The organism is Paenibacillus sp. B01 (assembly GCF_009649995.1).
GTDB lineage: Bacteria > Bacillota > Bacilli > Paenibacillales > Paenibacillaceae > Paenibacillus_O > Paenibacillus_O pasadenensis.
This window is the reverse complement of record NZ_CP045802.1, coordinates 5,593,855-5,619,037: the sequence shown is the minus strand read 5'-3', so window position 1 is coordinate 5,619,037 and position 25,183 is coordinate 5,593,855. Positions and strand designations below refer to the sequence as shown.

The 25,183-nt window shown below is 65.6% G+C and carries 21 protein-coding genes and 1 pseudogene; 16 read left to right on the top strand and 6 right to left on the bottom strand.

Features of this window, described 5'->3' with window-relative positions; all coding sequences use genetic code 11:
- Nucleotides 1–80: 80 nt before the first annotated feature.
- Nucleotides 81–932: a KPN_02809 family neutral zinc metallopeptidase gene (locus GE073_RS24005; RefSeq protein WP_153784549.1), complete on the top strand. Its 852-nt coding sequence runs from the start codon at nucleotides 81–83 to the stop codon at nucleotides 930–932.
- Between the two features lie 180 nt (nucleotides 933–1,112).
- On the opposite strand, the gene GE073_RS24000 is transcribed toward GE073_RS24005, so the two are convergent.
- Nucleotides 1,113–1,838, bottom strand: coding sequence for an HD domain-containing protein (locus tag GE073_RS24000; RefSeq protein ID WP_153784548.1), 726 nt, complete (start codon nucleotides 1,836–1,838; stop codon nucleotides 1,113–1,115).
- Nucleotides 1,839–2,143: 305 nt separating this feature from the next.
- On the opposite strand from GE073_RS24000, the gene GE073_RS23995 reads away from it, so the two are divergent.
- The 10 genes and pseudogenes from GE073_RS23995 to GE073_RS25995 all read left to right on the top strand — a co-directional run bounded on the left by GE073_RS23995 (nucleotide 2,144) and on the right by GE073_RS25995 (nucleotide 14,662).
- Nucleotides 2,144–3,334 carry an AAA family ATPase gene (locus GE073_RS23995; RefSeq protein WP_153784547.1) on the top strand — a complete coding sequence of 397 codons (1,191 nt, stop codon included), beginning with the start codon at nucleotides 2,144–2,146 and terminating at the stop codon, nucleotides 3,332–3,334.
- A complete protein-coding gene (locus GE073_RS23990) occupies nucleotides 3,334–4,461 on the top strand; it encodes a DUF58 domain-containing protein (protein WP_153784546.1) in 1,128 nt (375 codons plus the stop codon). The genes GE073_RS23995 and GE073_RS23990 overlap by 1 nt, the downstream gene beginning before the upstream one ends.
- On the top strand, nucleotides 4,458–6,581 hold the full coding sequence (locus GE073_RS25865; RefSeq protein WP_153784545.1) for a hypothetical protein: 2,124 nt from the start codon (nucleotides 4,458–4,460) through the stop codon (nucleotides 6,579–6,581). Before GE073_RS23990 ends, GE073_RS25865 begins: the two co-directional genes overlap by 4 nt.
- A 539-nt stretch (nucleotides 6,582–7,120) precedes the next feature.
- Nucleotides 7,121–8,896 carry a phospholipase D-like domain-containing protein gene (locus GE073_RS25195; protein ID WP_228551765.1) on the top strand — a complete coding sequence of 592 codons (1,776 nt, stop codon included), beginning with the start codon at nucleotides 7,121–7,123 and terminating at the stop codon, nucleotides 8,894–8,896.
- 321 nt (nucleotides 8,897–9,217) lie between these two features.
- Complete coding sequence (locus tag GE073_RS23975) at nucleotides 9,218–9,988, top strand: HAD family hydrolase (protein WP_153784544.1); 771 nt, start codon at nucleotides 9,218–9,220, stop codon at nucleotides 9,986–9,988.
- Nucleotides 9,989–10,177: 189 nt separating this feature from the next.
- Nucleotides 10,178–11,536: an MFS transporter gene (locus tag GE073_RS23970; RefSeq protein WP_153784543.1), complete on the top strand. Its 1,359-nt coding sequence runs from the start codon at nucleotides 10,178–10,180 to the stop codon at nucleotides 11,534–11,536.
- 94 nt (nucleotides 11,537–11,630) lie between these two features.
- The gene (locus GE073_RS23965) at nucleotides 11,631–12,773 is read left to right on the top strand and encodes a DUF3221 domain-containing protein (protein ID WP_127464586.1); all 1,143 of its coding nucleotides are present in this window, start codon (nucleotides 11,631–11,633) and stop codon (nucleotides 12,771–12,773) included.
- 110 nt (nucleotides 12,774–12,883) lie between these two features.
- A complete protein-coding gene (locus tag GE073_RS23960) occupies nucleotides 12,884–13,684 on the top strand; it encodes a tyrosine-protein phosphatase (RefSeq protein WP_153784542.1) in 801 nt (266 codons plus the stop codon).
- A 57-nt stretch (nucleotides 13,685–13,741) separates the two neighbouring features.
- Nucleotides 13,742–14,107: pseudogene (locus GE073_RS23955) on the top strand (glyoxalase); the annotation flags it as partial.
- Nucleotides 14,102–14,662 carry an SMI1/KNR4 family protein gene (locus GE073_RS25995; RefSeq protein ID WP_323744220.1) on the top strand — a complete coding sequence of 187 codons (561 nt, stop codon included), beginning with the start codon at nucleotides 14,102–14,104 and terminating at the stop codon, nucleotides 14,660–14,662. The pseudogene GE073_RS23955 and the gene GE073_RS25995, both read left to right, overlap by 6 nt.
- A 344-nt stretch (nucleotides 14,663–15,006) precedes the next feature.
- Here GE073_RS25995 and GE073_RS23950 read toward each other — a convergent pair whose 3' ends face one another.
- Both GE073_RS23950 and GE073_RS23945 read right to left on the bottom strand, forming a co-directional pair.
- Nucleotides 15,007–15,921 (bottom strand): hypothetical protein, encoded by a 915-nt coding sequence (locus GE073_RS23950; RefSeq protein WP_153784541.1) that lies wholly within the window; start codon nucleotides 15,919–15,921, stop codon nucleotides 15,007–15,009.
- 208 nt (nucleotides 15,922–16,129) lie between these two features.
- The gene (locus tag GE073_RS23945) at nucleotides 16,130–17,080 is read right to left on the bottom strand and encodes an aldo/keto reductase family protein (protein WP_153784820.1); all 951 of its coding nucleotides are present in this window, start codon (nucleotides 17,078–17,080) and stop codon (nucleotides 16,130–16,132) included.
- A gap of 160 nt (nucleotides 17,081–17,240) precedes the next feature.
- On the opposite strand from GE073_RS23945, the gene GE073_RS23940 reads away from it, so the two are divergent.
- Entirely contained in the window at nucleotides 17,241–17,573 is a 333-nt protein-coding gene (locus GE073_RS23940; protein WP_228551763.1) for a winged helix-turn-helix transcriptional regulator, read from the top strand.
- A gap of 37 nt (nucleotides 17,574–17,610) precedes the next feature.
- Here GE073_RS23940 and GE073_RS23935 read toward each other — a convergent pair whose 3' ends face one another.
- Nucleotides 17,611–18,570 (bottom strand): cation diffusion facilitator family transporter, encoded by a 960-nt coding sequence (locus GE073_RS23935; protein ID WP_153784539.1) that lies wholly within the window; start codon nucleotides 18,568–18,570, stop codon nucleotides 17,611–17,613.
- Nucleotides 18,571–18,735: 165 nt separating this feature from the next.
- Between GE073_RS23935 and rlmN the strand changes: the two genes are divergently transcribed.
- The 3 genes from rlmN (at nucleotide 18,736) to greA (ending at nucleotide 21,630) form a co-directional block, all read left to right on the top strand.
- The gene (gene rlmN / locus GE073_RS23930; RefSeq protein WP_153784538.1) at nucleotides 18,736–19,833 is read left to right on the top strand and encodes a dual-specificity RNA methyltransferase RlmN; all 1,098 of its coding nucleotides are present in this window, start codon (nucleotides 18,736–18,738) and stop codon (nucleotides 19,831–19,833) included.
- A gap of 164 nt (nucleotides 19,834–19,997) precedes the next feature.
- Nucleotides 19,998–21,053: a GNAT family N-acetyltransferase gene (locus tag GE073_RS23925; protein ID WP_194843476.1), complete on the top strand. Its 1,056-nt coding sequence runs from the start codon at nucleotides 19,998–20,000 to the stop codon at nucleotides 21,051–21,053.
- A 103-nt stretch (nucleotides 21,054–21,156) separates the two neighbouring features.
- A complete protein-coding gene (greA, locus tag GE073_RS23920) occupies nucleotides 21,157–21,630 on the top strand; it encodes a transcription elongation factor GreA (protein WP_028600214.1) in 474 nt (157 codons plus the stop codon).
- A gap of 676 nt (nucleotides 21,631–22,306) precedes the next feature.
- Here greA and GE073_RS23915 read toward each other — a convergent pair.
- Entirely contained in the window at nucleotides 22,307–22,885 is a 579-nt protein-coding gene (locus tag GE073_RS23915; RefSeq protein WP_153784536.1) for a DUF421 domain-containing protein, read from the bottom strand.
- A 135-nt stretch (nucleotides 22,886–23,020) separates the two neighbouring features.
- The gene (gene thrC, locus GE073_RS23910) at nucleotides 23,021–24,409 is read right to left on the bottom strand and encodes a threonine synthase (RefSeq protein ID WP_153784535.1); all 1,389 of its coding nucleotides are present in this window, start codon (nucleotides 24,407–24,409) and stop codon (nucleotides 23,021–23,023) included.
- A gap of 119 nt (nucleotides 24,410–24,528) precedes the next feature.
- Here thrC and GE073_RS23905 point away from each other — a divergent pair, with 119 nt between their 5' ends.
- Complete coding sequence (locus GE073_RS23905; RefSeq protein ID WP_153784534.1) at nucleotides 24,529–25,122, top strand: DNA-3-methyladenine glycosylase; 594 nt, start codon at nucleotides 24,529–24,531, stop codon at nucleotides 25,120–25,122.
- Nucleotides 25,123–25,183 lie beyond the last annotated feature (61 nt).

The following is a 25,183-nucleotide window of genomic DNA, read 5'->3' as shown; positions in this document are numbered from 1 at the left end:
ACGTCCTTTTCGCCCCCTTCGCGTCAATGGCCCGGAAGCGGGTATATCTTCAATAAAACGAAGGCGCGGAGGAGAAAGGGATGCGGACGCAAGGGAGAAGAGGCAGCGCGAACGTGGAGGACCGCCGGGGCAGAGGCATCGGCGGCAAGACGGTGGTTGGGGGCGGCATCGGCGGCATCATCCTGCTGATTCTCGTCACGCTGATGGGCGGCAATCCGGGCGACCTGCTCGGCGGCGTCATCGGCGGAGCGGGCACGGAGCAGTCGCAGCCGTACGAGGAGACGGCCGAGGAGGCGGAGCTGTCGCAGTTCGTGTCGGTCGTGCTGGCCGATACGGAGGAGATCTGGGGCGGCCTTTTCCAGCAGCAGGGACTGACGTATGAAAAGCCGACGCTCGTCCTGTACGACGATGCGGTCGAATCGGCCTGCGGCACGCAGCAGTCGGCGGTGGGGCCGTTCTACTGTCCGGGCGACCGCAAGCTGTACATCGACCTCAGCTTTTATGACGAGCTGCGCCGGCAGTTCCAGGCTCCGGGCGACTTCGCCATGGCGTATGTGATCGCCCACGAGGTCGGGCATCATGTGCAGACGCTGCTCGGCACGTCGGACAAGATCATGCCGCTGCGCGAGCAGCTGAGCGAGGAGGAGTTCAACCGGTACCTCGTGCGCTTCGAGCTGCAGGCGGACTATTACGCCGGCGTCTGGTCGCATCATGCGCAGGGCAAGAGCCTGCTGGAGGAAGGCGACCTGGAGGAGGCGCTCACGGCCGCGAGCGCGGTCGGCGACGACCGCATCCAGGAGAAGGCGCGCGGCTACGCGGTGCCGGAGAGCTTCACGCACGGCACGTCGGAGCAGCGCAAGCGCTGGTTCTACAAGGGCTTCGAGTCCGGCGCGCTCGAAGGCGGCGACACGTTCGGCGCGAAGAGCTTGTAGACGCGGAGCAGCAGAGCATGCAAAAAGGTCCTCGGGGCATGAGCCCTGAGGACCTTTTTTGGCTGGCGGCAGGAGCCGGCAATCGAATATTCGCAGGTTCCTTCCTCGGAGGTCAGCAAGCGGATTCCGCGGTCCATGGCATCCTCCTTCATCTCCTGATGGTGTAGCGTTCCGGCGCGGCTACCGCTCGCCGTCCCACTCCAGCCGGAACTGCTCCAGGTAGCCGAGCATGAAGTCATGGCGCTGCTCGGCGATGCGCTTGGCCGCCGGCGTGTTGAGGCGGTCCTTGAGCTTCAGCAGCTTCTCGTGAAAATGGTTGATCGCCGTGCTTTTGTCCTTGCGGTATTCCTCGGCCGTCAGCACGAGGCGGTCGCGCGGCGGCAGGCCGGGATCGTGGATCGGATGGCCGACGTGGCCGGCATAGGCGAACGTGCGCGCGACGGCGATCGCGCCGATCGCGTCCAGCCGGTCGGCGTCCTGGACGACGCGGCCCTCGGGCGTGCGCATCGGGGGATTCGCCCCGCCATTGTAAGACATCGTGCCGATGATCTCCAGCACATGCTCCCGGTCGCCGGGAGCCAGCTCGCGCGCCTCCAGCCAGGAGGCGACTTTGGCCATGCCTGCTTCCTTGGACGGGTTCAGCTTCTCGTCGGCGACGTCGTGCAGCAGCGCGGCGAGCACGCAAAGGAAGGCGTCGGCGCCTTCCTCCGCGGCCAGACGGCGGGCCATGTCGGCGACGCGCTGCACATGCCACCAGTCGTGGCCGCTCGTATCGCCGCCCAGCTCGGCGCGGGCGTAGGCTTCGGCATCGGCGAGCAGGGCGGCTGCGGACGGGCTTGGCGGCGTCGGAGCCGCAGTCGGATCAGGATCAGGAGCCTGGGTCGGTTGCTCGTGGAGATTGGACACGGGGATCACAGCCTTTCGGGCAGGCGCTGGGCCTGGCGGGAATGGTTCATTCAGGAGGCGAAGCTCCTTCGGCAGCAAAGGATCGGGAGGGCGCGGACGAGCGGGCCTCCCTTGCGGCGGCTTCTGGCTCCAGTGCAGCAGGAGCTGTTCAGGCCGCCTCCCTTGCGGCGGGCTTCTGGCTCCAGTGTAGCACAGGAGCCGGGCGGCTCGTCTGCCCTTTCCGGGCGGCTTTCCGTGCCAGGACGGCCGGCTTTTGGTAGAATCAGGAGACAGAGGGCGGCCGAGGGCCGGGGAGGAGCGAGGACATGGAACAGGTGAAAGCGCTTGCCGATGCCGTTCGGACAAGCTTGGCGCAGACGATCGTAGGCAAGGGGGAGGAGGTGGAGCTGCTGCTGACGGCGCTGCTCGCCTCCGGGCATGTGCTGCTGGAGGACGTGCCGGGGACGGGCAAGACGCTGCTCGCGCAGTCGCTGGCGGCGGCGCTCGGGCTGGAGTTCCGCCGGGTGCAGTTCACGCCGGACCTGCTGCCGTCGGACCTGACGGGCATCCATTACTACAACCAGAAGGAAGGCGAGTTCCGCTTCCGCCCGGGCCCGCTGTTCACGCAGATCGTCCTCGCCGACGAGATCAACCGGGCGACGCCGCGCACGCAGTCGAGCCTGCTCGAGTGCATGGAGGAGCGCCAGATCAGCATCGAGGGCGAGACGATGGCGCTGCGGGAGCCTTTCCTCGTGCTCGCGACGCAGAATCCGATCGACAGCCAGGGCACGTTCCCGCTGCCGGAGGCGCAGATGGACCGGTTCATGATCCGCATGAAGCTCGGCTACCCGGATCGGGAGGAGGGCGTCGAGATTTTGCGGAGGACGGCGCTCGGGCAGCTGCAGCGGGGCGGGACTCCGGGCGAAAAAGACCCCGCGGCGGCAGGCGGCCGCGCGGACGAAGGGAACCGGTCCCGAGAGGCGCAGCTGCTGGAGGCGCAGCGCCGCTGCCGCGAGGTCGCGGTCCACGCCGACCTGCTCGCCTATTTCGTCGAGCTGGCGGAGGCGACGCGCGAGCATCCGGACGCGCTGCTCGGCGTCAGCCCGCGCGGCACCCAGGCGTGGCTGCGCGCGGCGCAGGCGTACGCGGCGATGCAGGGGCGAGCGTATGTGCTGCCCGACGACATCAAGCGGCTGGCGGTGCCGGTATGCGCCCATCGCATCGTGCCGCGCCGCCGCCAGGAGCCGCAGGCGGCGGCCGCCGGGCGCATCGTGCAGGACGCGCTGGCGCGCGTGCCCGTGCCGAGCGAGGAGGCGCTGGCCGCGCTCGCCGCGAGCGCCGCGGGCGGGGCGGGCCTGGCCGGGCCGGCAGGCGGGACAGGCGGGAATAGCCGGGCTGTCGGGGCAGCCGGATCAGCTGGCGGGGTCGGGCCGGCCGGGACAAGCGGGGCAGGCCGATTTGCCGGGACAGCGGGCGAGCCGGGCGCTTCTTCGGGCGCCGGCGCGGGAGGCCGCTGATGGGGATGCTCGCGCTGCTGGCCGCGCTGGCGGCGGCGCTCGGCCTGCAGGGGCTGCTGCTCGGGCGCTGGGCGCTGCGCGGCGTGCGGGTGGAGCGCTCGTTCAGCGCGTCGGCTTGCCATGCGGGAGATGCCATCGAGATGGTCGAGACCATCGAGAACGGCAAGCGGCTGCCGGTGCCGTGGCTGCGGCTGGAGGCGATGCTGCCGGCGGGGCTTTTGTTTCGCGGGACGGGCCAGATGTCGATCAGCTCCGGCTCGATCTACCAGAACCACGCCAGCTTGTTCACGCTGCCGCCGCGGGTGCGGATCATTCGCCGCCATGCCGCCGTCTGCGCGAGCCGGGGCGTCTGGCATATGGGCACCGCGACGATGACGGGCGGCGATCTGTTCGGCCTGTTCGCGGCGTCGATCAAGGTCGAGCTGCCGTGGCGGCTCGTCGTCTATCCGGAGCTGGCCGGCCTCGAGCGGCTGCCGGAGTCGTGGCTGCGCTGGCAAGGCGAGCTGGAGGTGCGGCGCTGGGTGGCCGAGGATCCGTTCGTGACGAGCGGGGTGCGGGACTACGCGCCGGGCGACGCGATGAACCGCATCCACTGGAAAGCCTCGGCGCGCTCCGCCGGCCTGCAGGTGCATCGCTACGGCCACACGGCGAATCCGCGGGCGATGCTGCTGCTGAACGTCGAGGAATCGGAGACGATGTGGGGCCGGGTGAACGACGCGGAGGGGCTGGAGGAAGCGCTGCGCTGCGCCGCCACGAGCGCGGCCGAGCTGCTGCGCCGCGGCCTTGGCGCGGGCTTCGCGCATAACGCGATGCTGGCCGAGGAAGCGGCCGGCTTGCCGGACCGCGTCGAGCCCGGCTACGGCGGCCTCGCGCTGGAGCCGCTGCTGGAGGCGATGGCGGCGGTGGCGCCGCAGGCGCGGGTGCCGTTTCACGAGCTGCTGCGCCAGGAGGCGGATCGGCAGGAGCAGGGAGCCGGCGGCGAGCGGCTCGATTATCTGCTCATCACGGCGCATGAATCGGCCCGCGTGCGGGAGGCGGCGGAGCGGCTGTCCGCGCTCGGGCATGGCGTGACGATCGTGCGGCCGCCGTCCGCGGACGGGCGCAAGCGAAGGAGGGAGCCGGCATGAGCGGGCGAAAGCGGTTGGACGACGGCCCCAAAGGATGGCGGCAGGAGCCGGGAGAAGCGGATTCAGCTGCAGCGGGCGGTCCGAAGCAGAAGGACGCGGGCCGGCTGGAGGTCAGCGGCTCGGGCGGGTCGGGGCACGAGGGAGCGACCGGTCCGGAGCAAGGCGGAGCTAGCGGTCCGGGGCATGTCGGAGCGAGCAGGTCGGGGCACGGGGAATCGAGCGGTCCGGAGCATGTCGGATCGAGCGGGTCGGGGCACGGGGGAGCGAGCGGTCCGGAGCAAGGCGGAGCTAGCGGGTCGGGGCACGGGGGAGCGAGCAGATCGGGGCACGGGGAATCGAGCGGCCCGGAGCGGGATGAGTCGGCGCTGGCGGCGGCGCAGCTGGCCGAGGATCGGCGAGGCCTGCTGCTGTGGGGCACGCTGCCGGAAACGGCGGCGCTCTACCCGGCGGCCGTGCTGGCCGCCGAATATGCCGCGCCGGCGCTGGCGGCGCCGCTGCTGTGGGCGCTCGGCGCGCTGCTGCACGGCCTCGGCGGCTGGAGCGGCCTGCGCGAGGCGCAGCGCGGCCGCTTGGGCGCCGGGCGCTGGCTGTCGGCGCTGGCCGCCGCGCTCGGCGCGGCGCTCGGCTGGGCGGCCGTGCCGGCCGGCGGTTCGGCCGCCGGCATCGCGGCCGCGGCGCTCGGCGCGCTCAGCGCTGCCGCCGCGATGCGCGGCCGGCAGCACGGCCGCCGCCGGTTATGGCTCGGCGGCGACGCGCGCCTGGCTCTGGCCGGGCTCGCGCTGGCGGCAGGGGTTTATTTCGCCGGCGCGGGGATCGAGCGGCTGCTGCCGTACCGGCAAAGCCTGCTGCTGTTCGCCTTCGCCGCGATCAGCTTGCTGCTGCTGCGCTGGAACGGCTGGCAGCTGCGCCGAGCGGCGCATGCGGAGGATAGCAGCCGCGCGGTAACACCGAGTATTGCCATGCTCAATCGGCGGCTCACGCTCGGCGTCGTCGCCCTGCTCGGGCTCGGCGTCCTTTGGCTCGGCCCGCTGCAGGCGCTTCTGGACGGCTTGCGCTCGCTGCTGCGCCGCCTGCTGTCGGGCTCGACAGAGCCGCCTCCTCCCGCGACGGAGCCGCCGGCCGGCGCAACGGGGATGCCGCCGATGCCTCCATCCGAGCCGCCGCCGGCTTGGCTGGCGCTGCTCAGCGATTGGTTCGGCTACCTCACCGCTGCCGCCGCTGCCGTGCTCGCGCTGGTGCTGCTTTACCGGCTCGTGCGGCGCTGGCTGCCGGAGCGGCTGCGCCGGCTGCTCGGCCAGCTGCTGCGCTGGCTGCGGCTGTCGCGCGAGCTGCGCCGTCCGGGCGTCGAGACCGGCTACGTCGACGAGGTCGTCCGCCTGGAGCGGGTCGGCGACGCCCAGCGGCGCGGCCGCCGCAGCGCCGGCGGCGGCGATCCGGCCGCCGGGCCGGGCGGCGAAGCGCGCCGCCGATACCGGGCGCTGATCGCGCGCGAGATCGGCCGCGGCTACGCGTACCGCGCCGACCGCACGCCGGCGGAGCATGCGCGCGAGCTGGAACGGCGGCTCGGCGGCGACGCGTCCGGCGGTGGAGGAGGCGTTGGCAACGGCGTGGGATCCGCGTCCGGAGTTAGAGGAGACGCGGTCGGCAGCGCGAGATCCGCGTCCGGCGGTGGAGGAAGCGCTGGCAACGGCGGTGTGAAATCCGCGTCCGGGGTTAGAGGGGGCGCGGTCGGCAGGGTGGGATCCGCGTCCGGAGTTAGAGGAGGCGCGGGAGACGCCGAGCAGGCTGCTGCTCCAGGGCGTCCTGCTGCCGGACCGGCCGCGGCCTCTATACAGCGGGGCGCAGCTTCACGCTTGGCCCGCTGGTTCGGCGGCCGAGGCTCCGTGGACAGCGGTGCGGCTGCGCCCGCTGCGGACTCGGGCGCCGAGCTGCGCTCCGCGAACGAGCTGGCGGAGCTGCTCCGCCAGTACGAGGCGGAGCGGTACGGGGCGCCCGCTGAGGCGAATCGGCATCGGCCAGCGGCTATGGACGGGCCTGGCTCCGTTTCAATTGGGGGAGGAGCGTCAAGTTCCGGCGCTCTGGCCAGCGGTGACGACGATTCTAGCGATCTCCGCGACTAAGCTGGCGACCGCTTGAGCCCGGCAGGCACCCCAATTTGGGCCGCCGACTAAAATCCAAGGCACAAAAGTGCCTTGGATGCACCGAAACGGGCTGCCGACTAAAATCCAGGGCACAAAAGTGCCTTGGATGCACCGAAACGGGCTGCCGACTAAAATCCAGGGCACAAAAGTGCCTTGGATCCTCCCAAACGGGCCGCCGACTAAAATCCAGGGCACAAAAGTGCCTTGGATGCACCGAAACGGGCCGCCGACAAAAATCCAGGGCACAAAAGTGCCTTGGATGCACCGAAACGGGCCGCCGAATGAAATCCAAGGCACAAAAGTGCCTTGGACCCGCCGATGGGATCCATAAATTTGGACCGGTGGCTGCCGCTTCAGAGGCTTGGCCTGCGTGCCGCGTCCGGAGCCGTTCAATTGAAGCGCAGGCGGTCATTCCTGCCGCCCGTGCCTCTTCTTTCCTCTGCTGTTTCAAAGGGACGGGCGCGGCGGTACTCATGAAGAAAACCCTCGCGAAACGCGGGACTAGAAAGAGGCCTTCCATGAGCGCATCCCGCCCCAATGAACCGATTCCTCCATCCGACCTCGCGGACGCCGATCCATCCGATCCGCGTCGCCGCCAGCGGCCATCCGACCGCCGCCATGCAGCGAACCCGCTTCCGGCAAAAGCGGCACGCAGCGCGCCGGCCGCTGTACAGGGCGGGGATGAGCCCGCGCCCGCTCGGCCTGATTCGGGCGGAGCTTCAAGCCGTCCGCGCCGTTCTCGGCGCCCCCGCCGCCCCGGCCTGCGGCTCGTCCTGCTCCTGCTTTTCTTGCTCTTGTACGCCGGCGTCGTCCTCTATCAGGCGAACAAGCCGCTGCCGCCCGGCGTGTCGTTCGAGGGCGCGGTCCATCCTGTGCCGGCAAGCCGCATCGAGCTGCTGACCGACCTGACGTTCGAGGACGAGGACGGGGGCAAGACGACGGAGCAGGCCATTTTCTCGCGCATGCTCCGGGCGATCGGGGACGCCGAGCGGTTCGTCGTGCTTGACCTGTTTCTTTTCAACGGGTATTACAACGAGGACCAGTCGTTCCCGCCTCTGAGCCGGCCGGTCGCAGACGCCCTCATCGCCCGCAAAAAAGAGCTTCCGAATCTGAGCGTCACGGTCATCACGGATGACGTGAACACCTCCTACGGCTCGCATCCCGCTCCTGACCTGGAGCGGCTGCGGCAGGCCGGCATCGCCGTCGTCGTCACCGACGTCGATCCGCTGCGGGACTCGAATCCGCTTTATACGGCGGGCTGGCGGTTGACGGCGGGCTGGCTCGGCACCGAGGGCCGGGGCTGGCTGCCCAACAAGATGGCCAGCGGAGCCCCCGACATGACCGTCCGCTCCTACCTCAAGCTCGTCAACGCCAAAGCCAACCACCGCAAGACGCTCATCACCGAGGATACGCTCGTCGTCGCCAGCGCGAACGCGCATGACGCGAGCTTTTTCAACTCCAACAGCGGCTATGCCGTCACCGGCGTGCCGGAGCTGCTGGCCGAGGCGCTGCGAACCGAGCAAGCGGCGATCGACCTGTCCGGCTCGGACGTGCGGCTGCCGGGACCGGATCAGCTCGCTCCGACGCCAGCAACTGAAGCGCCGTCCTCCGCCGCATCCGATCCAGCCCTGGCATCCTCCGCGCCGTCCTCCGCCGCATCCGATCCAGCCTCGGCATCCTCGGGTCCGCCCTCCGCCGAGCAAGCTTCCGTGCAGCTGCTGACCGAAGGCCGCATCCGCGCGCATGTGCTGCGCGATCTGGACGCGGCGGGAGCGGAGGACCGGATCTGGCTGGGCATGTTCTACCTGGCGGACCGCGACGTCGTGCAGGCGCTGGTCCGCGCTTCCGACCGCGGCGCGCAGGTGCGGCTCATCCTCGATCCGAACGAGGTCGCTTTCGGCAACTCCAAAATCGGCGTGCCCAACCGCCCCGTCGCCGCCGAGCTGCGGGACCGGACGGAGGGCCGCATCGAGGTGCGCTGGTACAACACGGACGAGGAGCAGTACCACGCCAAGCTCATGCTTGTCTCCGGCCCGAACGGCGCGGTTATCCATAACGGCTCGGCCAACTTCACGACGCGCAACCTGGACGACCTCAACCTGGAAACGAACCTGCGGGTGCAGGCCGCTCCGGACAGCCGTCCCGCCGCCGAGCTGGAGGCGTATTTCCGCAAGCTGTGGACGAACGACGGCGCCCGCTACACGCTCGACTACAGCGAGTACGAGGAGAAGACCGTCTGGCTCAAGCGGCTGATGTACCGCGTGCAGGACCGGCTCGGGTTCACGACGTTCTAGTCGGGACAGTCGAGCGCTTGGACTCGAATAAAGCCGCGCGTTCCGCAAGGAGCGGGCGGTTTTTCTGCTTCGGTACTCGCTTCGGGAGCTGCATCCGCACCGCACTCGCTTCGGCACCTGCTCCCACACCTGCCCCCGCAGCGCGCTCGCTTCGGCACTCGCTCCAACACCTGCATCCGTCTCCGCACTTGCTTCGGCACCTGCCTCCACACCCGCATCCGTCTCGCCCCCGCTCTCGCTCTACTCCCGCCTCGGCTTGACTATTCCGGCCGAACCTTCTTCAATGAGATCAGGAATCGAACTTGGGAACGGAGGAGACAGATGGCGCTGCTGCTGGCAGGAGAGAAGGGCTTCGAGGTGGAGGCGATCCTGTTCGACAAGGACGGGACGCTGCTCGAATTCAGCTACACATGGGGAGTATGGACGCGGCATATGCAGGAGGCGTTCGCGGAGCGGCTGCGGGGAAAAGGGTTCCCGGACCTGCCGCGCGAGGAGCTCGGCCGGGAATGGGGCATCTCGTTCGCGGAGAGCGGCATCGCCTCCGGCTACGACCGGAACGGTCCGCTCGCGGCCGGCACGCTGGCCGAGCTGCTCGCGCTGCTCGCGGCAAGCGGCTACCGGCGCGGCCTCGGCTGGAGCGAGGCGCGCGTCTTCGCCCAGGAAAGCCTGCATCTCGCCGAGAGCCGGATGCAGCAGGAGCGGCCCGCGCTGGCGCTGCCCGGCGTGCCGGAGCTGCTCGCGTCCTGCCGCGAGCTCGGGCTGCCGGCTGCGGTCGTGACCGCAGACGAGACGACATCGGCCGTGCAGCATCTGAGCTGGCTCGGGCTGGACGGCTATTTTGCCGAGATCATCGGCACCGACCAGGTCGACCGCGGCAAGCCATACGGCGACATGGTCGAGCTCGCCTGCCGCCGGCTCGGCGTCGATCCGGCGCGCGTCGCCGTCGTCGGCGACACGAACGGCGACATGCTCATGGCGCGCGCCGCCGGAGCGGGAGCCGCCATCGGCCTGGCCGACGCGGACAAGGCGCAGGAGCTGCCGGACGCGGATGTCGTCGTGCCGTCCTGCGCGCAGCTGGAGCTGCAGCGCTAGGGCGTGTTTGCAGCCCCGCTCCAGCGGGCAGGGAAGAAGGGCGACGGTTCTCGGACCGTCGCCCTTCGATTTGACACGACCGTCCGATGACTGCATCGACGCCCGCCACGGGAACGCCACATCTGCCTCCGGGACGCCACGCATGCCTGTGATATTCTGGAAGAAAACGCGAATTGGAGGCGCTTCCGAATGACCTCATGGAGGCAAGCGGTCCTGCTCGTCAGCGGACTGGGACTGTCCTATCTCGGCAACTGGATCTACTTCGTCGCCATCAACCTGACGGTGCTGGACCTGAGCGGCGGCTCGGCGGCCGCCGTGGCGGTGTTGTTCGCGCTGCGCCCTGCGGCGCTGCTGCTGACGAACTTCTGGTCGGGCAGCATCGTCGACCGCGCCGACCCGCGGCGGCTGATGATCGCCTCCGATCTCGTGCGCGGCGCGCTGATGGCGGCCATTCCTTTCGTCTCCACGCTGTGGGGCATCTACGCGCTCGTGTTCCTGATCGGGCTTGCCGGCTCGTTTTTCGGTCCCAGCCAGCAGGTGTACATCGTCAAGCTCATCCCCGGACAGGAGCGAGCGCGCTTCAACTCCATCCTCGGCATGAGCAGCTCCGGCGCGTTCCTGCTCGGACCCGCCGTCTCGGGCCTGCTCATTCCGCTATGGGGCGCAGACTTCAGCATCTTCTTCAACGCCGCGACGTTCTTCGCTTGCGCCGGCATGATCGCGCGGCTGCCGTCCGTGGGCAAAGGCGCAGCGGGCGCGCCTGCGGCTCCCAAGGAGGCCGAGGCGGATCGGGGCGAGCCGGCCGCCGGTGCAGCCGAACGCTTGCCTCATCGCTCGAATTCGGCCAACGAACCGAGCCTCCCTTCCGGCTCCGCCCTGGCCGCGCCAGGGAAAGTCCGGCTGCCGCGGCTGCGGGCATGGGCCGCCGACTGGCGGGAGGTCGGGCGCTTCGCCCGCTCGGCCAAGCCGTTCCTGCTCGTGTACGGCCTTTTCCAAGGTGCGATGCTGCTCGGAGCGGCGATCGACTCGCAGGAGGCGACGTTCATCCGCGAGCAGCTGGCGCTGTCCCCGGAGGCGTACGGCCTGCTCGTCAGCATGACCGGCATCGGGTCGCTGGCCGGCGCGTCGACGGCGGCGCTGCTCGCCCGGCGCGTGCCTTTCCTCTGGTACCTCGGCGGAGGCACGTTCATGACCTGCGTCTTCTACTTGCTCTTCTATCTGTCGGACGGGTTCTGGATGCCGTCGGCGGCGTTCATCGGGCTCGGGTTCGGCATGGCGTATGCGGGAGCGGGCTATGCGACGTACTTCCAGCAGCAGGTGCCGGCGCAGCTGATGGGCCGCGTCGCGAGCGCGTCGGACATGGCGCAGGGCGGGCTGCAGATCGCGCTCACGCTGCTCGTCGGCCTGCTGGCGGACCGGCTCGGCCTGCAGCCGGTATGCGTGGCCGTTGCCGCGCTCGCGGCCGGACTGGGGCTGGCGCTCTTTCTCCGCACGTCGCTGTTCAGGCGGTCGATGGGGGCAGGCGGGCCTTCTACGCTCGGAATGTGAGGCGCATGGCAACCTTTGGCAGGCGGCGGGCGTCAGGAAGGGCATAAGAGGCGTTCGGTCGAGCCGAAGCCGACCCGAGAAAGGGGAGCGTGCCATGCGAAAACCAGCCGTTCGGCAGCAGGAGGGAAATGTCCTCCGCGCGTCGTCGTACCCTTCCGCCGTCCCGCTTGTCCGTGCCGAAACCGCCGCAGTAAACCGCCGCCGTCCGGATCTAGAGAGGCTGGACAGCTCCAGGCTGAACCATCGCCGCCCGGTTCGGCAGGGGCCGGCAGCCACCGGCCTGCGCCATCGCCGCTTGCTTGGTCTGCTTGCCGCGCTCGCCCTGCTGGCCAGCGTGCTGGCGGGCTGCGGCTCAAGCGGCGACGCGGAGTCGCCGGCCGTCTCCACCGCTCTCCCGTGGATCGGACATGCCGTGCGCGTCGAGGAGGGGCGGTTCCTGTTCACTTCCTCCGCGCCCGGTTTGCCGAGCAACGAAGCGGTCTGGGTCGCGATCGGAGGCGAGCTGGAGCTGCCGCCGGTCGGACAGAAGGTATCCGTCGATTTTCAAGGCGGAGCGATCGCGACCAGCTATCCCGGACAGGGAACCGCCCGCGTCATCAAGCATCTGCAGGAGGAGGGAGAGCCGTTCGCAGGCGCGTCGCTGACGACGGCCGAGGCGATTCGCCGGGCGCTGGAGCAGCTGCCGGAGCTTGCCGTTCCGGTCGTGCAGGGAGTCGTCTATGCGGCGGACGATGCGAGCTGGACGGTGCGGCTGGAGGATGACCAGGCGAAGGACGAACGAGTTCAGGAGGTCCGGATTCCGGATGCAAAGACGCCCGCCGAACAAGGAGCGTCCATGACCGGACATGTCGTCCGCATCGACAAGGGCGGGTTCCTTCTCACCGGAGAGGGCGGCCCGTCGGGCAACGCCCTGTCCGTCACGAGCCCTGTTTCCGTCGAGCTCGGTCAGCAGGTGAGGGTCCGCATCGACGGAGGAATCAACGAGTCCTATCCGGCTCAGGCGAAGGCGGCGTCTGTCGAGCGGATCGACAGCGGCGACCCGCAGAAGCTGGTCCTGTCGCGGTCGGAGGCGATCCGCCGTGCTCTCAAGCAGACGCATGCGGCCGTGCCGGTCATCGTCGAAAGCTCGTACCAGGAAAACGGCGCGAGCTGGACCGTCGTCATCCAGGACGGCATGGATGCCGAGGCGGAGCCGGAAAGCATCGGCATCCGAGTCGATGCGTCGACCGCGCCGTGAACCCGGCGCTGGACACCATCGATTCGTCGATAGCGGCAGGAGCCGGCTCGTCTCGGGACGAATAACCTTTGCGATGAGCCTGGAGCTGTCTATCCGAGGAGGAGAAAGAGATGAGCCTAGAAGAGGCTGTAGGACAAAGCGGGGACGTCCGCGCCGAGCTGAAGCGCCGGCTGAACCTGAGGGAGCTGGGCGGCTTGCCGGCCGAGGGCGGCAGGCGGGTCAAGCCGGGATATCTGTACCGGTCGGGGGAGCTGACCGATCTGAGCGAAGGCGAGTTCCGCCTGCTGGAATCGCTCGGGCTGGCGTTCGTCTGCGACCTGCGCACGGCGGACAAAGGGGCCGAGGTGCCGACGCCGCGCATCGGCGAGGCGCCGTATCTGCAGCTGCCGGTGTTCGGCGGCAACTTCAGCTCCGGAGAGATTCCGAAGCTGCTCGGCCAGCTCGCGGCGGGCGGCCAGCTCGACAATCCGCTGCCCGGCATCTACCGGCAGTTCGTGACCGACGAGCATACCCGCGGCGCCTATGCCCGCCTCATGCGCGCGCTGCTGGAGGCGGAAGGCCGCCCAGTGCTGTGGCATTGCACGGTCGGCAAGGACCGCACGGGCTTCGCAGCCGCCGTCGTGCTGCTGGCGCTCGGCGCCTCGGAGGAGACGATCTCGGCCGACTACATGGCGACCGAGGGCACGCGGCCGGAAGCGACGGAGCGCATCCTCGCCCAGGTCGGCGCCGTGCTGCCGGACGAGCGGGTGCTCGGCTTCGTCCGCTCCGTGCTGGGCGTGTCGCCGGAGTACATCCATAGCGCGCTGGACGAGATGCGGCGCGTGTACGGCTCCACCGACGGCTACCTCGAGCAGGCGCTCGGCGTGAGCGCGGAGGAACGCCGCTTGCTTCGGGAGCGGTATTTGGAGTAAGGGGGCGCGGCTTCTAGAAGGCCCGCTCGATTGCCTGCGTGGAAAGGGAGGGACAGGATGGCTTTCGCCTACGAAGGAATCGACCATGTGCAGCTGGCCGCGCCGGCGGGCTGCGAGGAGGAGGCTCGCCGCTTTTACGGCGGCCGCCTCCAGTGGGAGGAGCTGCCGAAGCCGCCCGAGCTGGCGAAGCGGGGCGGCGTCTGGTTCCGCTGCGGCCGGCATGAGGTCCATATCGGCGTGCAGGACGGCTTCGTGCCGGCTCGCAAAGCGCATCCGGCCTTTCTCGCGACGGGGCTGGAGGAGCTGCGCCGGGCGCTGGACGAGGCAGGGATCGCGACGGCCGACGACGACGCAAGGCAAGAAGAAGGCATCTTGCGCTTCTACGCGCAGGATCCGTTCGGCAACCGGCTGGAGTTCATGGAGCGGGTGGCGGCAGCGCCATCGCTTATAAAGCGGACTTTCGAGGGATTGCAAAAGAGGATAGAGCTTGGGGGCGGCCGCCTGTTTCTCCAGGACGATTCTGGCGAGGCAGGCCGCTACGCTTGTTCGTTTCAGCCGCCGGCGACAGCGGAAGAAATCCAGAGCCTCCTCGATTCGACCGGATTGGATATGCCGGGCAGCTATCTGGAGCTGCTTCAGCTGACGAACGGATGCTCCCTATTTGATCACGAGCTCTACGGAGGGGCAAGCTGCTTGATCGCGGCCGATCAGGCGGAGCATCTCTACGAGACGTATCAAGAGCCGGGGTATTTGATGATCGCGGTCGTTTTCGACGATCGGATCGTCATGGATTGCGAGAAATACGCGAGAGGCGAAGAAGACTACATGCTCGTCGGCAACAGCGCGGCACCGGTGAAAGAGCTGACAAGCCTGGGGAGCGATTTCGAAACCTGGTTCAGCCGATTCGTCGTCAGCAACGGAGCCAAGTTCTGGACTTGGCGGTCCGCCGGCGCAATGCCCGGATATTCAAAAGGGTGACGTCTAGGGACGGAGTGATGGGGCCGCGAATCTCCGGGAGCGGCGAACTAGGCGCAGACCAGCACGACACCGCGCTCGAATCGGTCGTTGCGCAGAAGAAAATCAAAACAGCGACATCATCGTTTAGGATGCGTCGCTGTTTTGTTCCTCTTATTATTGCTGAATGAATAGCAATAATCCTGTAATCGTCCATAGAATTAGAGCAAAGGAGATTGAACTGACAATCTTCAAAAAATAGCTTTTTTCTTTGGCTGTAATCTGTAGGAAAGAAAACATAAAGATGAAAGCAATAATCGGTGTTGCATACAACCCTAGGAAATTAAATATATACATGGGTACCTCCTTTAAGAAAGCTTATCTTGTTGCCCCCATGCTACACTAGCTGTCGCGGAACTCTTTGAGCTATCGTAACTAGTTGCCCAACCGATTTGAATGCCTGGGATTGCTGAGCCTCCTCCAAAAGAAATTGATCCTGAAGGCTTTAAAAATTGATGGAAGTACATCGCTGAGAAGGAAGTGGTGACAATATTTTTAGAGTTGTCATGCCCTTTGCGAATGCTGAATCCGCTCCACCCCTTATGTCTATATGTTGAAAATGTCTTAGCGGCTGCTGAGCCAGGGTTTGGTCTAGACCAAGAGCCAACTAAGTTAACTTTATACGCCATACCCGCACCAACGGTATAAATTCCCCCTGTCTGGGTAACGCCGCCGTTAGTATCTTCTTCAGTACTTCCGATAAGGTCGGTTCTTTTTCCATAAGCAATATACTTATATTGCGAGGAATTGTCTACAAGTGTAAAGCCGTCTGACCAAGCGATCCCCCACTGATCTTCCATCGTATAAGTGGGATCATATTTCCAGTCCCAGTTATAATTCAATGCAATTTGAACCGTTCCTTTAGCGGATACAACTCGACTTGCGCTTACGGTGTGGGAGAAATTGTTGCTGGAGTCTAAAGCATAAGGCTGGATCAAACGTTCGTCAATTCTATTTCCAACTGTATTATAACCTAGAAAGTCGGCTTTTTGGTTGTAAAGATCCTGCTTTTGTTCTACATCGTAAAGAGCTATGAGATCGTCAGGAAAACCTTTGCTTTTTAAGTAAGCATCCAAGCTCGGGGGAGAGGTCGAAGTACTGTTTACCTGTAAAGAGTTAGTATCTTGAGCTCCGTTGGCACTAACCATGGAGAATGAAGAGAGAGAAGTTACTAAAACTGTAGCTGTTAAAGCTGTGGACAAGAAACACTTTTTCAAGAACATCTCATTCCTCTCGTTTTTAACCAATTATTCTTATGAGGCAACAAATTGGATTCTAACGAAATATGGGAGAAATGTATATGATTATATTTGCCTGGATCGATGGTCCTACAAGTCGGAGCGAGATGCAAAGAGCAAGATGCTGGAGATGAAAAACGAAACCCAAACAAGCGAGAACAATCGTTCTCGCTTGTTTGGGTTCAATAGGCGACTACTTCTTCTCGCCGGTCAGGATCGACTCGATGCGCTCGACGATCTCAGCGTCGAGCTTCACGCCGGAAGCCTTGGCGTTCTCGACGACCTGCTCGGGACGGCTCGCGCCGACGAGGGCGCTGGCGACGTTCGGCTGGCGCAGGATCCAGGCGAGCGCCAGCTGGCCGACCGTCAGGTCGAGCTCTGCCGCCACGTGCGCGAGCTGCTTGACCTTGCCGATCTTCTCCTCGGTGATGCCGTTCTTGACCCAGTCGAGCTTGGCCGCGCGGCTGTCCGCCGGGATGTCGGTCGCCGACGTGTACTTGCCGGTCAGCAGCCCTTGGGCCAGCGGCGAGAAGACGACTTGTCCGACGCCGCTGCGCTCGCTGTACGGGATGATCTCCGGCTCGATGTAGCGGTTGAACATGTTGTACTGCGGCTGGTTGACGACGATGCGGTCGAGCAGGTAGCGGTCGGCGACCGCATGCGCTTCCGCGATCTGCGACGCCGTCCACTCGCTCACGCCGACGTACAGCACCTTGCCGGCGCGCACGAGGTCGTCCAGCGTGCGAAGCGTCTCGTAGAGCGGCGTCTCCGGATCATGCCGGTGGCAGTACATGATGTCGACGTAATCCACGTCCAGCCGCTTCAGGCTCGCGTGGAACTGGTCGGTCAGATGCTTGCGCGACAGGCCGCGGTCGTTGGGCAGGTCGCCCATCGGCCAGAACGCCTTGGTCGCCAGCACATAGGAGTGGCGCGGGAACGCCTTGATCGTCTCGCCGAGCAGCGTCTCGGCCGCTCCGCGCTCGTACACGTTCGCCGTATCGAAAAAGTTGATGCCCAGATCGTATGCCGTATGGATCGCCTTGACGGCGTTCTCGCGTTCCACGTACCCTCCGTACGTCAGCCAGCTGCCCAGGCTGATGTCGCTCACCTTGACGCCGGCGCTTCCCAGCCTGCGGTAATTCATGCTCATCGGGATATCCCTCCATTGGAATCGGATTTCGGAACAGCCTCTATTCTACGCATGTTTCTACCGGGATGGAAGTAGTGAAATATTCGTCACTTTATTATACGAGGGTTATCTACTATACTTTAGGTTACTAGCTTACGAGAAGGAGACGTTCGACTTGGCTGCCAACAACTATGTACCGAAAAAGCCCGACGTGATCGACTGCAACATCGAAAAGACGCTGGACGTCATCGGCGGCAAATGGGCCTTTCTCGTCCTGCGGGAGCTGTTCGTCGGCACGCGCCGCTTCGGCGAGCTGCAGCGCCTCATCCCGGCCGTCAGCCCGCGCGCGCTCACGAGCACGCTACGCCATATGGAGCAGAAGGGCGTGCTTGAACGCAAGGTATACCCGACCGTGCCGGTCACGGTCGAGTACACGCTGACGCCCAAGGGCGAGGATCTGCATCAGATCATCCGGGAAATGAAGCTCTGGGCTTCCAAATGGACGTGAGGCCGGCTGCGGCGGCCGCCGCGCTTGCGGAGCCCCGCTAGACGCGCCGGCCGCTCGAGCGCAGGCCGAGCCGCTTGCGCCGCAGGAACGCGGCGCCGTATTCGCCATGCGGATGGATGCGGGCATGCTCGACCTGCACGGTGGAGTGGGAGATGCCGAAGTTCTTTTGAAGCGTGTCGTTGATGGCTAGAATGATGCAGTGGGGCTGGATGCGCTCGTCGGCGAACACATGCGCGGTCAGGGAGTAATGCTCGGTCGACACGGCCCACAGATGCATCTCGTGCACGTCCTCGACGCCTTCGACGGCGCGGATCGCCCGGCGGATCTCCTCGAGATCGAAGCCTCCCGGCACGGACTCCATCAGCACGAGGTACGCCTCGCGCGTGATGCGCGCGCCGCCGGCGAAGATGATGCCCGCGATGACGAGGCTGACGAGCGGGTCGAACCAGACGCGTCCGGTCCAGAGGATGAGCAGCGCGGAGGCGATGACGCCGATCGAGCTGAGCAGGTCGCCGATGAAGTGCCAGAGCGCGCTGCGCACGTTCAGGTTGTCTTCCTCCTTCATGCTGCGGCTGAGCACGATCGTCAGCACGATGTTGACGACGAGCCCGATCGAGGCGATGCCGAGCATGAGGCCGAAGTCGATCGGCTCCGGCCGCAGGAAGCGGCGGACGCCCTCGATCAGGATGCCGACGGAGATCGCGGCCAGCGCCAGCCCGTTCAGGAACGAGGCGATGATCTCGAAGCGCAGGTAGCCGAACGTATAGCGCGAGTCCGGCTGGCGCGACGCCATGTAGATGGCGGTCATGCTGAGGCCGAGCGCGATGACGTCGGAGATCATATGAGCGGAGTCGGAGAGCAGCGCGAGCGAGTTCGACAGCAGGCCGCCGACGATTTCCACGATCGTGAAGAAAAAGGTCAGCAGCAGCGTGATCCAGAGCGTGCGCTTGGACCGGGATTGCGTTTTGACATGCTCCAGGTGATGATAGTCTGGCATGGGGGTCGCGACCTTTCCGGATCCGGGGCGCGGAGCACGGTAGCAGCCGCTGTCCGGCGCCCTCGGATCTAAATTAGATTAATTATTATATTAACTCAATTCTTACATGGTTACAATTATTATAAATGACAATGATTGTCAGTCTCAGAAAAGAGGAATGAAACGATGACTTCCCTGTATGGATTCACCCAGGAAGGGCTGGAGGCTTGGCTCGGCGAGCGGGGACACCGCAAGTTTCACGCGATGCAGGCGTGGGAGAGCCTCTATCGCAAGCGGGTGCGCGACTTCGCAGGCATGGAGGAAGCGGGCGTCAAGCCGGAGGTCGTGCGGCTGCTGGAGACGTCGTTTGCGATCGGCACGCTGGAGGAGCATACGCGTCAGGAGTCGGTGGACGGGACGGTGAAGTTCCTGTTCCGCCTGCAGGACGGCAACCTGATCGAGACGGTGCTGATGAAGCATAAGTTCGGCCTCAGCGTCTGCGTGACGACGCAGGTCGGTTGCAACATCGGCTGCAGCTTCTGCGCGAGCGGGCTGCTCGCCAAGAGCCGCGATCTGACGGCCGGCGAGATCGCCGAGCAGATCATGCGCGTGCAGCTGTTCCTCGACGATGCGGGGCATGGCCAGCGGGTGAGCCACATCGTCGTCATGGGCATCGGCGAGCCCTTCGACAACTACGCGCATCTGATGGACTTCCTCGCGATCGTCCAGCATCCCAAGGGGCTGGCCATCGGGCCGCGCCACATCACCGTATCGACGAGCGGCCTGACGGCCAAAATCCGCGAGTTCGCGGACAGCGGCGTGCCGGCGAACCTCGCCGTGTCGCTTCACGCCCCCAATGACGAGCTGCGCACGCGCATCATGAAGATCAACAAGGCGTACCCGATCGCGAAGCTGCTCGACAGCATCGACTACTACCTCGAGCGCACGCGCCGCCGCATCACGCTGGAGTACATCCTGCTGGCGGACGTGAACGACCGCCGCGAGGAAGCGCAGCAGCTCGCCGAGCTCGTCCGCTCCCGCCCGCAGCTGCTCCGGCTGGCCAACGTCAACCTCATTCCGTACAATCCGGTCGACGAGCATAGCCAGTATCGGCGCAGCACGCAGGAGGCGATCGACGGCTTCTACGACGTGCTCAAGAAAAACGGCGTCAGCGTCAGCGTACGGCTCGAGCACGGCGCCGACATCGACGCCGCCTGCGGCCAGCTGCGCAGCAAGCAGCTGCGCGGCGGCGAGGGCAAGGAGCCGGCCGCTGCCGGCGTGTAGGCGCATCACGGCCTCCAGGGCTGCCCCGAACGTCCTTTGCGGACGGGACGGGGCAGCCCTTCTTTGGCTATATCCGTTTCCTCCCTTTACCGGGCCTGCGGCAGGCTTCCATAATGGAGTCATCAAGGACGCCGACAGGCGGACAGGGACAGGGAGGAACGCCATTGATCGGGACGAAGATTCGGGCGCCAAGGCTGCCGGACGATTACGACGGCATGGCCGCGCTGTGGAACGAGTGGCTGGCGGAGCCGACGACGGCGGAGGCGCTGGCCGAGGAAGACCGCAAGATGTACGAACAGGGAAAGCTGCATCGAAACGAGGAAGGCAAGCTCGCGGGCTACGACCGGCTGCGCCAGGTGGCCGAGGCGGAGGACGGACGGCTCGTCGGCTACTCGACGATCTGGCGCGCGCCCTGGACGCCGCCGGGCATGGTGAACCACTTCGTGCTCGTCGCCGCCGACGCGCATGGACAGGGCATCGGCGCGGAGCTGACCCGGAGCTCCCGCGAGTGGGCGCGCGCGGCCGGCGCGGACACGCTGCTCAGCGAATGCTGGGACGATGACGAGCGGGCGCTTGCCTTCGCGCGACGCGGAGGGTTCGAGACGGAGCGGCGCTCGTGGCAGTCGGTGCTCGATCTGACGGACGGCCAGGACCCTTCGCAGCCGGAGGACAGGATGATCATCGAGCGGCTGGAGGAGGAGGGCATCGCTTTTGCCTCGCTGGCGGACCTGCCTCCGGGAGAGGAGACGCTGCGGCGGCTGCATGAGCTGTGCACGTCGACCTATACGGACATCCCCGGCTTCCTCGGCGAGACGATGCCGTACGAGGAATGGCTCAAGTGGGGTCTGCAGGTGGAAGGCTACGCGCCGGCGCGGGTGCTCGTGGCGATGGACGGAGAGCGTCCCGTCGGCATCTGCAACGTCATCTACAACGAGGATTCCGGCGGCATGTACCACGAGTATACCGGCGTCGCGCGGGAATATCGCGGCCGCGGCATCGCCCGCGCGCTCAAGCTGCTGTCGATCCGCCTCGCGCTGCGCGCCGGGGCCCGCTATTTGCGGACGGACAACGACTCGCTCAACGTCCCGATGCTGGCGATCAACCGCCGCCTCGGCTACCGGCCGCTGCGAGGCCGCCATCGCCTGATCGCGACGCTGGAGCAAGGAGCTTCGACCCGGGAGGGCTCCGGCGCCGGCCGGACCGCAGCGCCGACGGCTTGAGGGAATTCGCCCGTCTCTGCCGCGTCGGGGCCGCCGCTCAGCATGGTCCGGCTCGATTGTGATACACTAGAGGGCATATGCGACCCGATAGGAGAGAATGATCATGGCGAATGAAGAAATAATCCTGACGGCCGAGGGACTGGCCAAGCTGGAGGCGGAGCTGGAAGACCTGAAGGGTCCGAAGCGCCGCGAGCTGGCGCAGCGGATCAAGACGGCGATCAGCTACGGCGACCTCAAGGAGAACAGCGAGTACCACTCCGCCAAGGAAGACCAGGCATTCATGGAGACGCGCATTCTGCAGATCCAGGCGATGCTCAAGAAGGCGCGTGTCGCCGACAGCTCCGATACGTCCAAGGTGACCGTCGGCTCCCTCGTCTCGCTGCTCGATCAGGAGTTCGACGAGAAGCTGCAGTACCGCATCGTGGCGCCGGCCGAGGCCGACGTCATCGACGGCAAGATCTCGTACGAGAGCCCGCTCGGCAAGACGCTGATCGGCAAGCGGGTCGGCGATACCGTCGAGGTCGACGCGCCGATGGGCAAGATCCAATACAAGGTGCTGGAGATCAAGAGCGCCTGATTTCGCAAAAAAAAGCGCATCGTTCCCGGAAGGGGACGATGCGCTTTTTTCGATATTAAAGAAAGGATATCTTTTCAGGCAATGAAGTGAGATTTTTCGATGAGAACCATCATTGGGAGCGATTCGTAGAGAAGAATCGAGACCGCATGCGGCCGTAATGAATTAGGTGTACGAGCGTTCGTCGACATGAGCGCGTGCTAACGTCATTTTTGCCTTTAGAGAGCGCGGTTCGACGGCATCAGCGCGTCCTAACGTCATTTTTGCCTTTAGGGAGCGCGGTTCGACGGCATGAGCGCGTGCTAACGTCATTTTTGCCTTTAGGGAGCGCGGTTCGACGGCATCAGCGCGTCCTAACGCCGTTGGAACCTTCGCTCTCTGCAGAAGCCAGAAGCGAGACGGAGTTCGTGGAAGATAACAAGTTAAAAAGGTTCAACTTGAAAAAGTAACCATCATAATGCCCATCGTTAGGATATAACAAACAATATATATTGATTGGCTTACTCAAATTGTCAAGAACCCCATGCTTTTTTAAAGGCATCGGGTTTCTTTTTGTTGTTTGCTCCTTTTCAGGCTGAGTGAAATAGCATTCTACGCCGGTAGCCAACAGGGGCGTTTTGGATGCACTTCCTCTCTTGCTCCTATCGCCGCCTGCTTAGACGGCAATTGCTCTTGCCCGCTATTGCAGCTTCGGATCAACGGAACGCGAGCCGTGGCCCTGGCGGGACACCTCGTCGAACAGCTCGGCCGGTCCGGCCGCCGCAGGCAGATGCTTCAGCAGCAGGTCCTCCAGGTCGCCGACGGTCGCCGGGCGCGCCCGGCGCGTCAGCTGGTAGCCGATCAGGCCGTTCGGCTCCAGCGTCGCCCGCTCGACCTCGCTCAGGCTGGAGATGCCGAGGTTGCGCAGCTGCATCTCGATCTGATCGACGGAGTGGCGCAGCTTGCGCAGGTTCGCCTCGTGGATCTGGCCGTTCTCGATGATGATCTTGGAGCCGCCCCGGACGAGCCGCTCGAACCGGTTCGACTTGAGCTCCAGCCAGTCGACGGCCAGCAGCGTAAGGATGAACATCACGGCGGAGCCGATGGCGATCCAGAGGTGGTGGTTGGCGATCGGCTGCACAATCGTCGTGCCGATCGAGATCATGATGACGGCTGGCGCGATGCTCATCTGCGACAGCGGCTTGCGGCCGGCGGCACGCAGCAGGACGATGCCTACGAGCACGAGAAAAGCGGATTTCCAAACCCAGTCGAACGACATGCAAAGCCTCCTTTATGGCAAAACGAGGATATCCATAGGGTAGGCAGCGCAGCCGGGGATTATGTGGCCGAAGGAAAAAGCTCGCCAAAAAGCCCCGGCATTCGATGCCGGGGCTTGGGATCGGGCTGCTCACGCTTACTCAAAGAAGGTCTTCAGCCGGTCCGCGATCGCGTCCGCGTCCGCCGGCGACAGCTCGACATGCGTCGGGCGCTCGAACAGCTCCGCGATCTGCGGCGGGTACGTCTGCTCGATTCCGACCAGCCGGATCGACTCGTCGAACTTGGCCGGATGCGCCGTCGCCAGCGCGACGACCGGGCTCGCCGGAGCGATGCGGTCGGCGGCTGCGACGCCGCAGGCCGTATGCGGATCGAGCAGATAGCCGGTGTCGCGATGGTAGCGGGCGATCGTGTCGAGGCATTCCTCGTTGCCGACCGCATGGGCGGAGAAATCCGCCTGCACGGCGGCGAGCTTGTCGGCCGGAATCGAAAGGGAGCCTTGCTGCTTGAACTGCTCCATCAGCCCGGCGACGCTCGCAGCGTCCTCGCCATAGAGATAGAACAGGTAGCGCTCGAAGTTGCTCGCGACCTGGATGTCCATCGACGGGCTGTGCGTGCCGCGGAACTCGCCCGGCTGATACACGCCCTCAGCGACGAAGCGGGCGAGGATGTTGTTCTCGTTGGTCGCGAGGATGAGGCGGTCGACCGGCAAGCCCATGCGCTTGGCGAGGTAGCCGGCGAAGATGTCGCCGAAGTTGCCCGTCGGCACGCTGAAGCTGACCGGGCCGGCATGTCCGCGCTTCGCCAGCTGCAGGTAGGCGTAGAAGTAGTAGACCGTCTGCGCGAGGATGCGGGCGATGTTGATGGAGTTGATCGCGCGCAGGTGGTAGCGGTGCTTGAAGTCCACGTCGGCGAACAGCTCCTTGATGATGCGCTGGCCGTCGTCGAACGTGCCGTCGATCGCCAGGTTGAGCACGTTGGCGTCGTCGATCGTCGTCATCTGCATCTCCTGCACCCGGCTGACCTTGCCGTGCGGATGGAGGATGCAGATGCGGATGCCTTCCTTGCCGCGCACGCCCTCGATCGCCGAGGCGCCGGTGTCGCCGGACGTCGCGCCGAGGATATGGATCGTCGAGCCGGTCTTGGCCGCGACGTAGCGGTACAGGTTGCCGAGGAACTGCAGCGCCACGTCCTTGAACGCGAACGTCGGGCCGTGGAACAGCTCCAGCACGTCCAGGCCGTCCCGCAGCCCGCGCACCGGCGTCACGTCCTCGTCGCGGAACGTGGCGTAGCTGTCGTCCACGAGCTGCTTGAGCTCCGCGCGCGGAATTTCGTCCCCGATGAACAGGGAGAAGATCTCAAGGGCGAGCTCTTGGTAGCGAAGCTCCTGCCACTGCTTGAGCGCAGCCTCGGACAGCTGCGGCAGGCGGGCCGGCACCAGCAGGCCGCCGTCGTCGGCCAGTCCCATCAGGATGGCGTCGACGAAGCCGACCCCGGACACTTTTCCTCTCGTGCTGATGTACTCCATATCGATCCCCTACTCTGAGTGAATTTTTCGTTATTGTATCAGAAAAGCCCTCTCTTACCCACCCCTCGCGGGTAAAATAAAGGCAGATTCATGGCAGATCGGAGAAGGAGAGGACGCGCATGGAATGGATGCCGGTCGATCAGGACTTTTTCCGCCGGCCGACGCTGGAGCTGGCGCGGGCGCTCATCGGCATGGCGCTCGTCAAGGAGACGCCGGAGGGGAGGGCGGCCGGCTGGATCGTCGAGACGGAAGCCTATTGCGGCCCGGACGACCGGGCGGCGCACAGCTACGGCGGCCGCCGTACGAAGCGCACGGAGGTCATGTTCGGCGAGCCGGGACATGCTTATGCGCATGTGATGCACACGCATTGCCTGCTCAACATCGTCAGCGAGCAGGCGGGATGTCCGCAAGGCGTGCTCATCCGGGCGCTGGAGCCGTGCGAGGGGCTGGAGCTGATGGCGCGCAGGCGCGGCCTCGGCCTCCGGCCGCATGAGCTGGCCAGCGGACCGGGCAAGCTGTCGCGGGCGCTCGGCATCACGATGGCCGATTACGGCCATGCGATGTGGGCGCGGCCGCTGTTCGTCGCGGCCGGGCGCGAGCCGGGAGAGATCGTGGCCGGCCCGCGGGTCGGCATCGGCAATAGCGGCGAGGCGCGGGACTATCCGTGGCGCTTTCGCGAGGCGGGCAACCGGAACGTGTCGCGGCCGCGATAGCGCGTTTGGCAAAACTAGCAATTGCATTTTTCTGGAATGAATGCTGTAGTAGAGTAGAGAA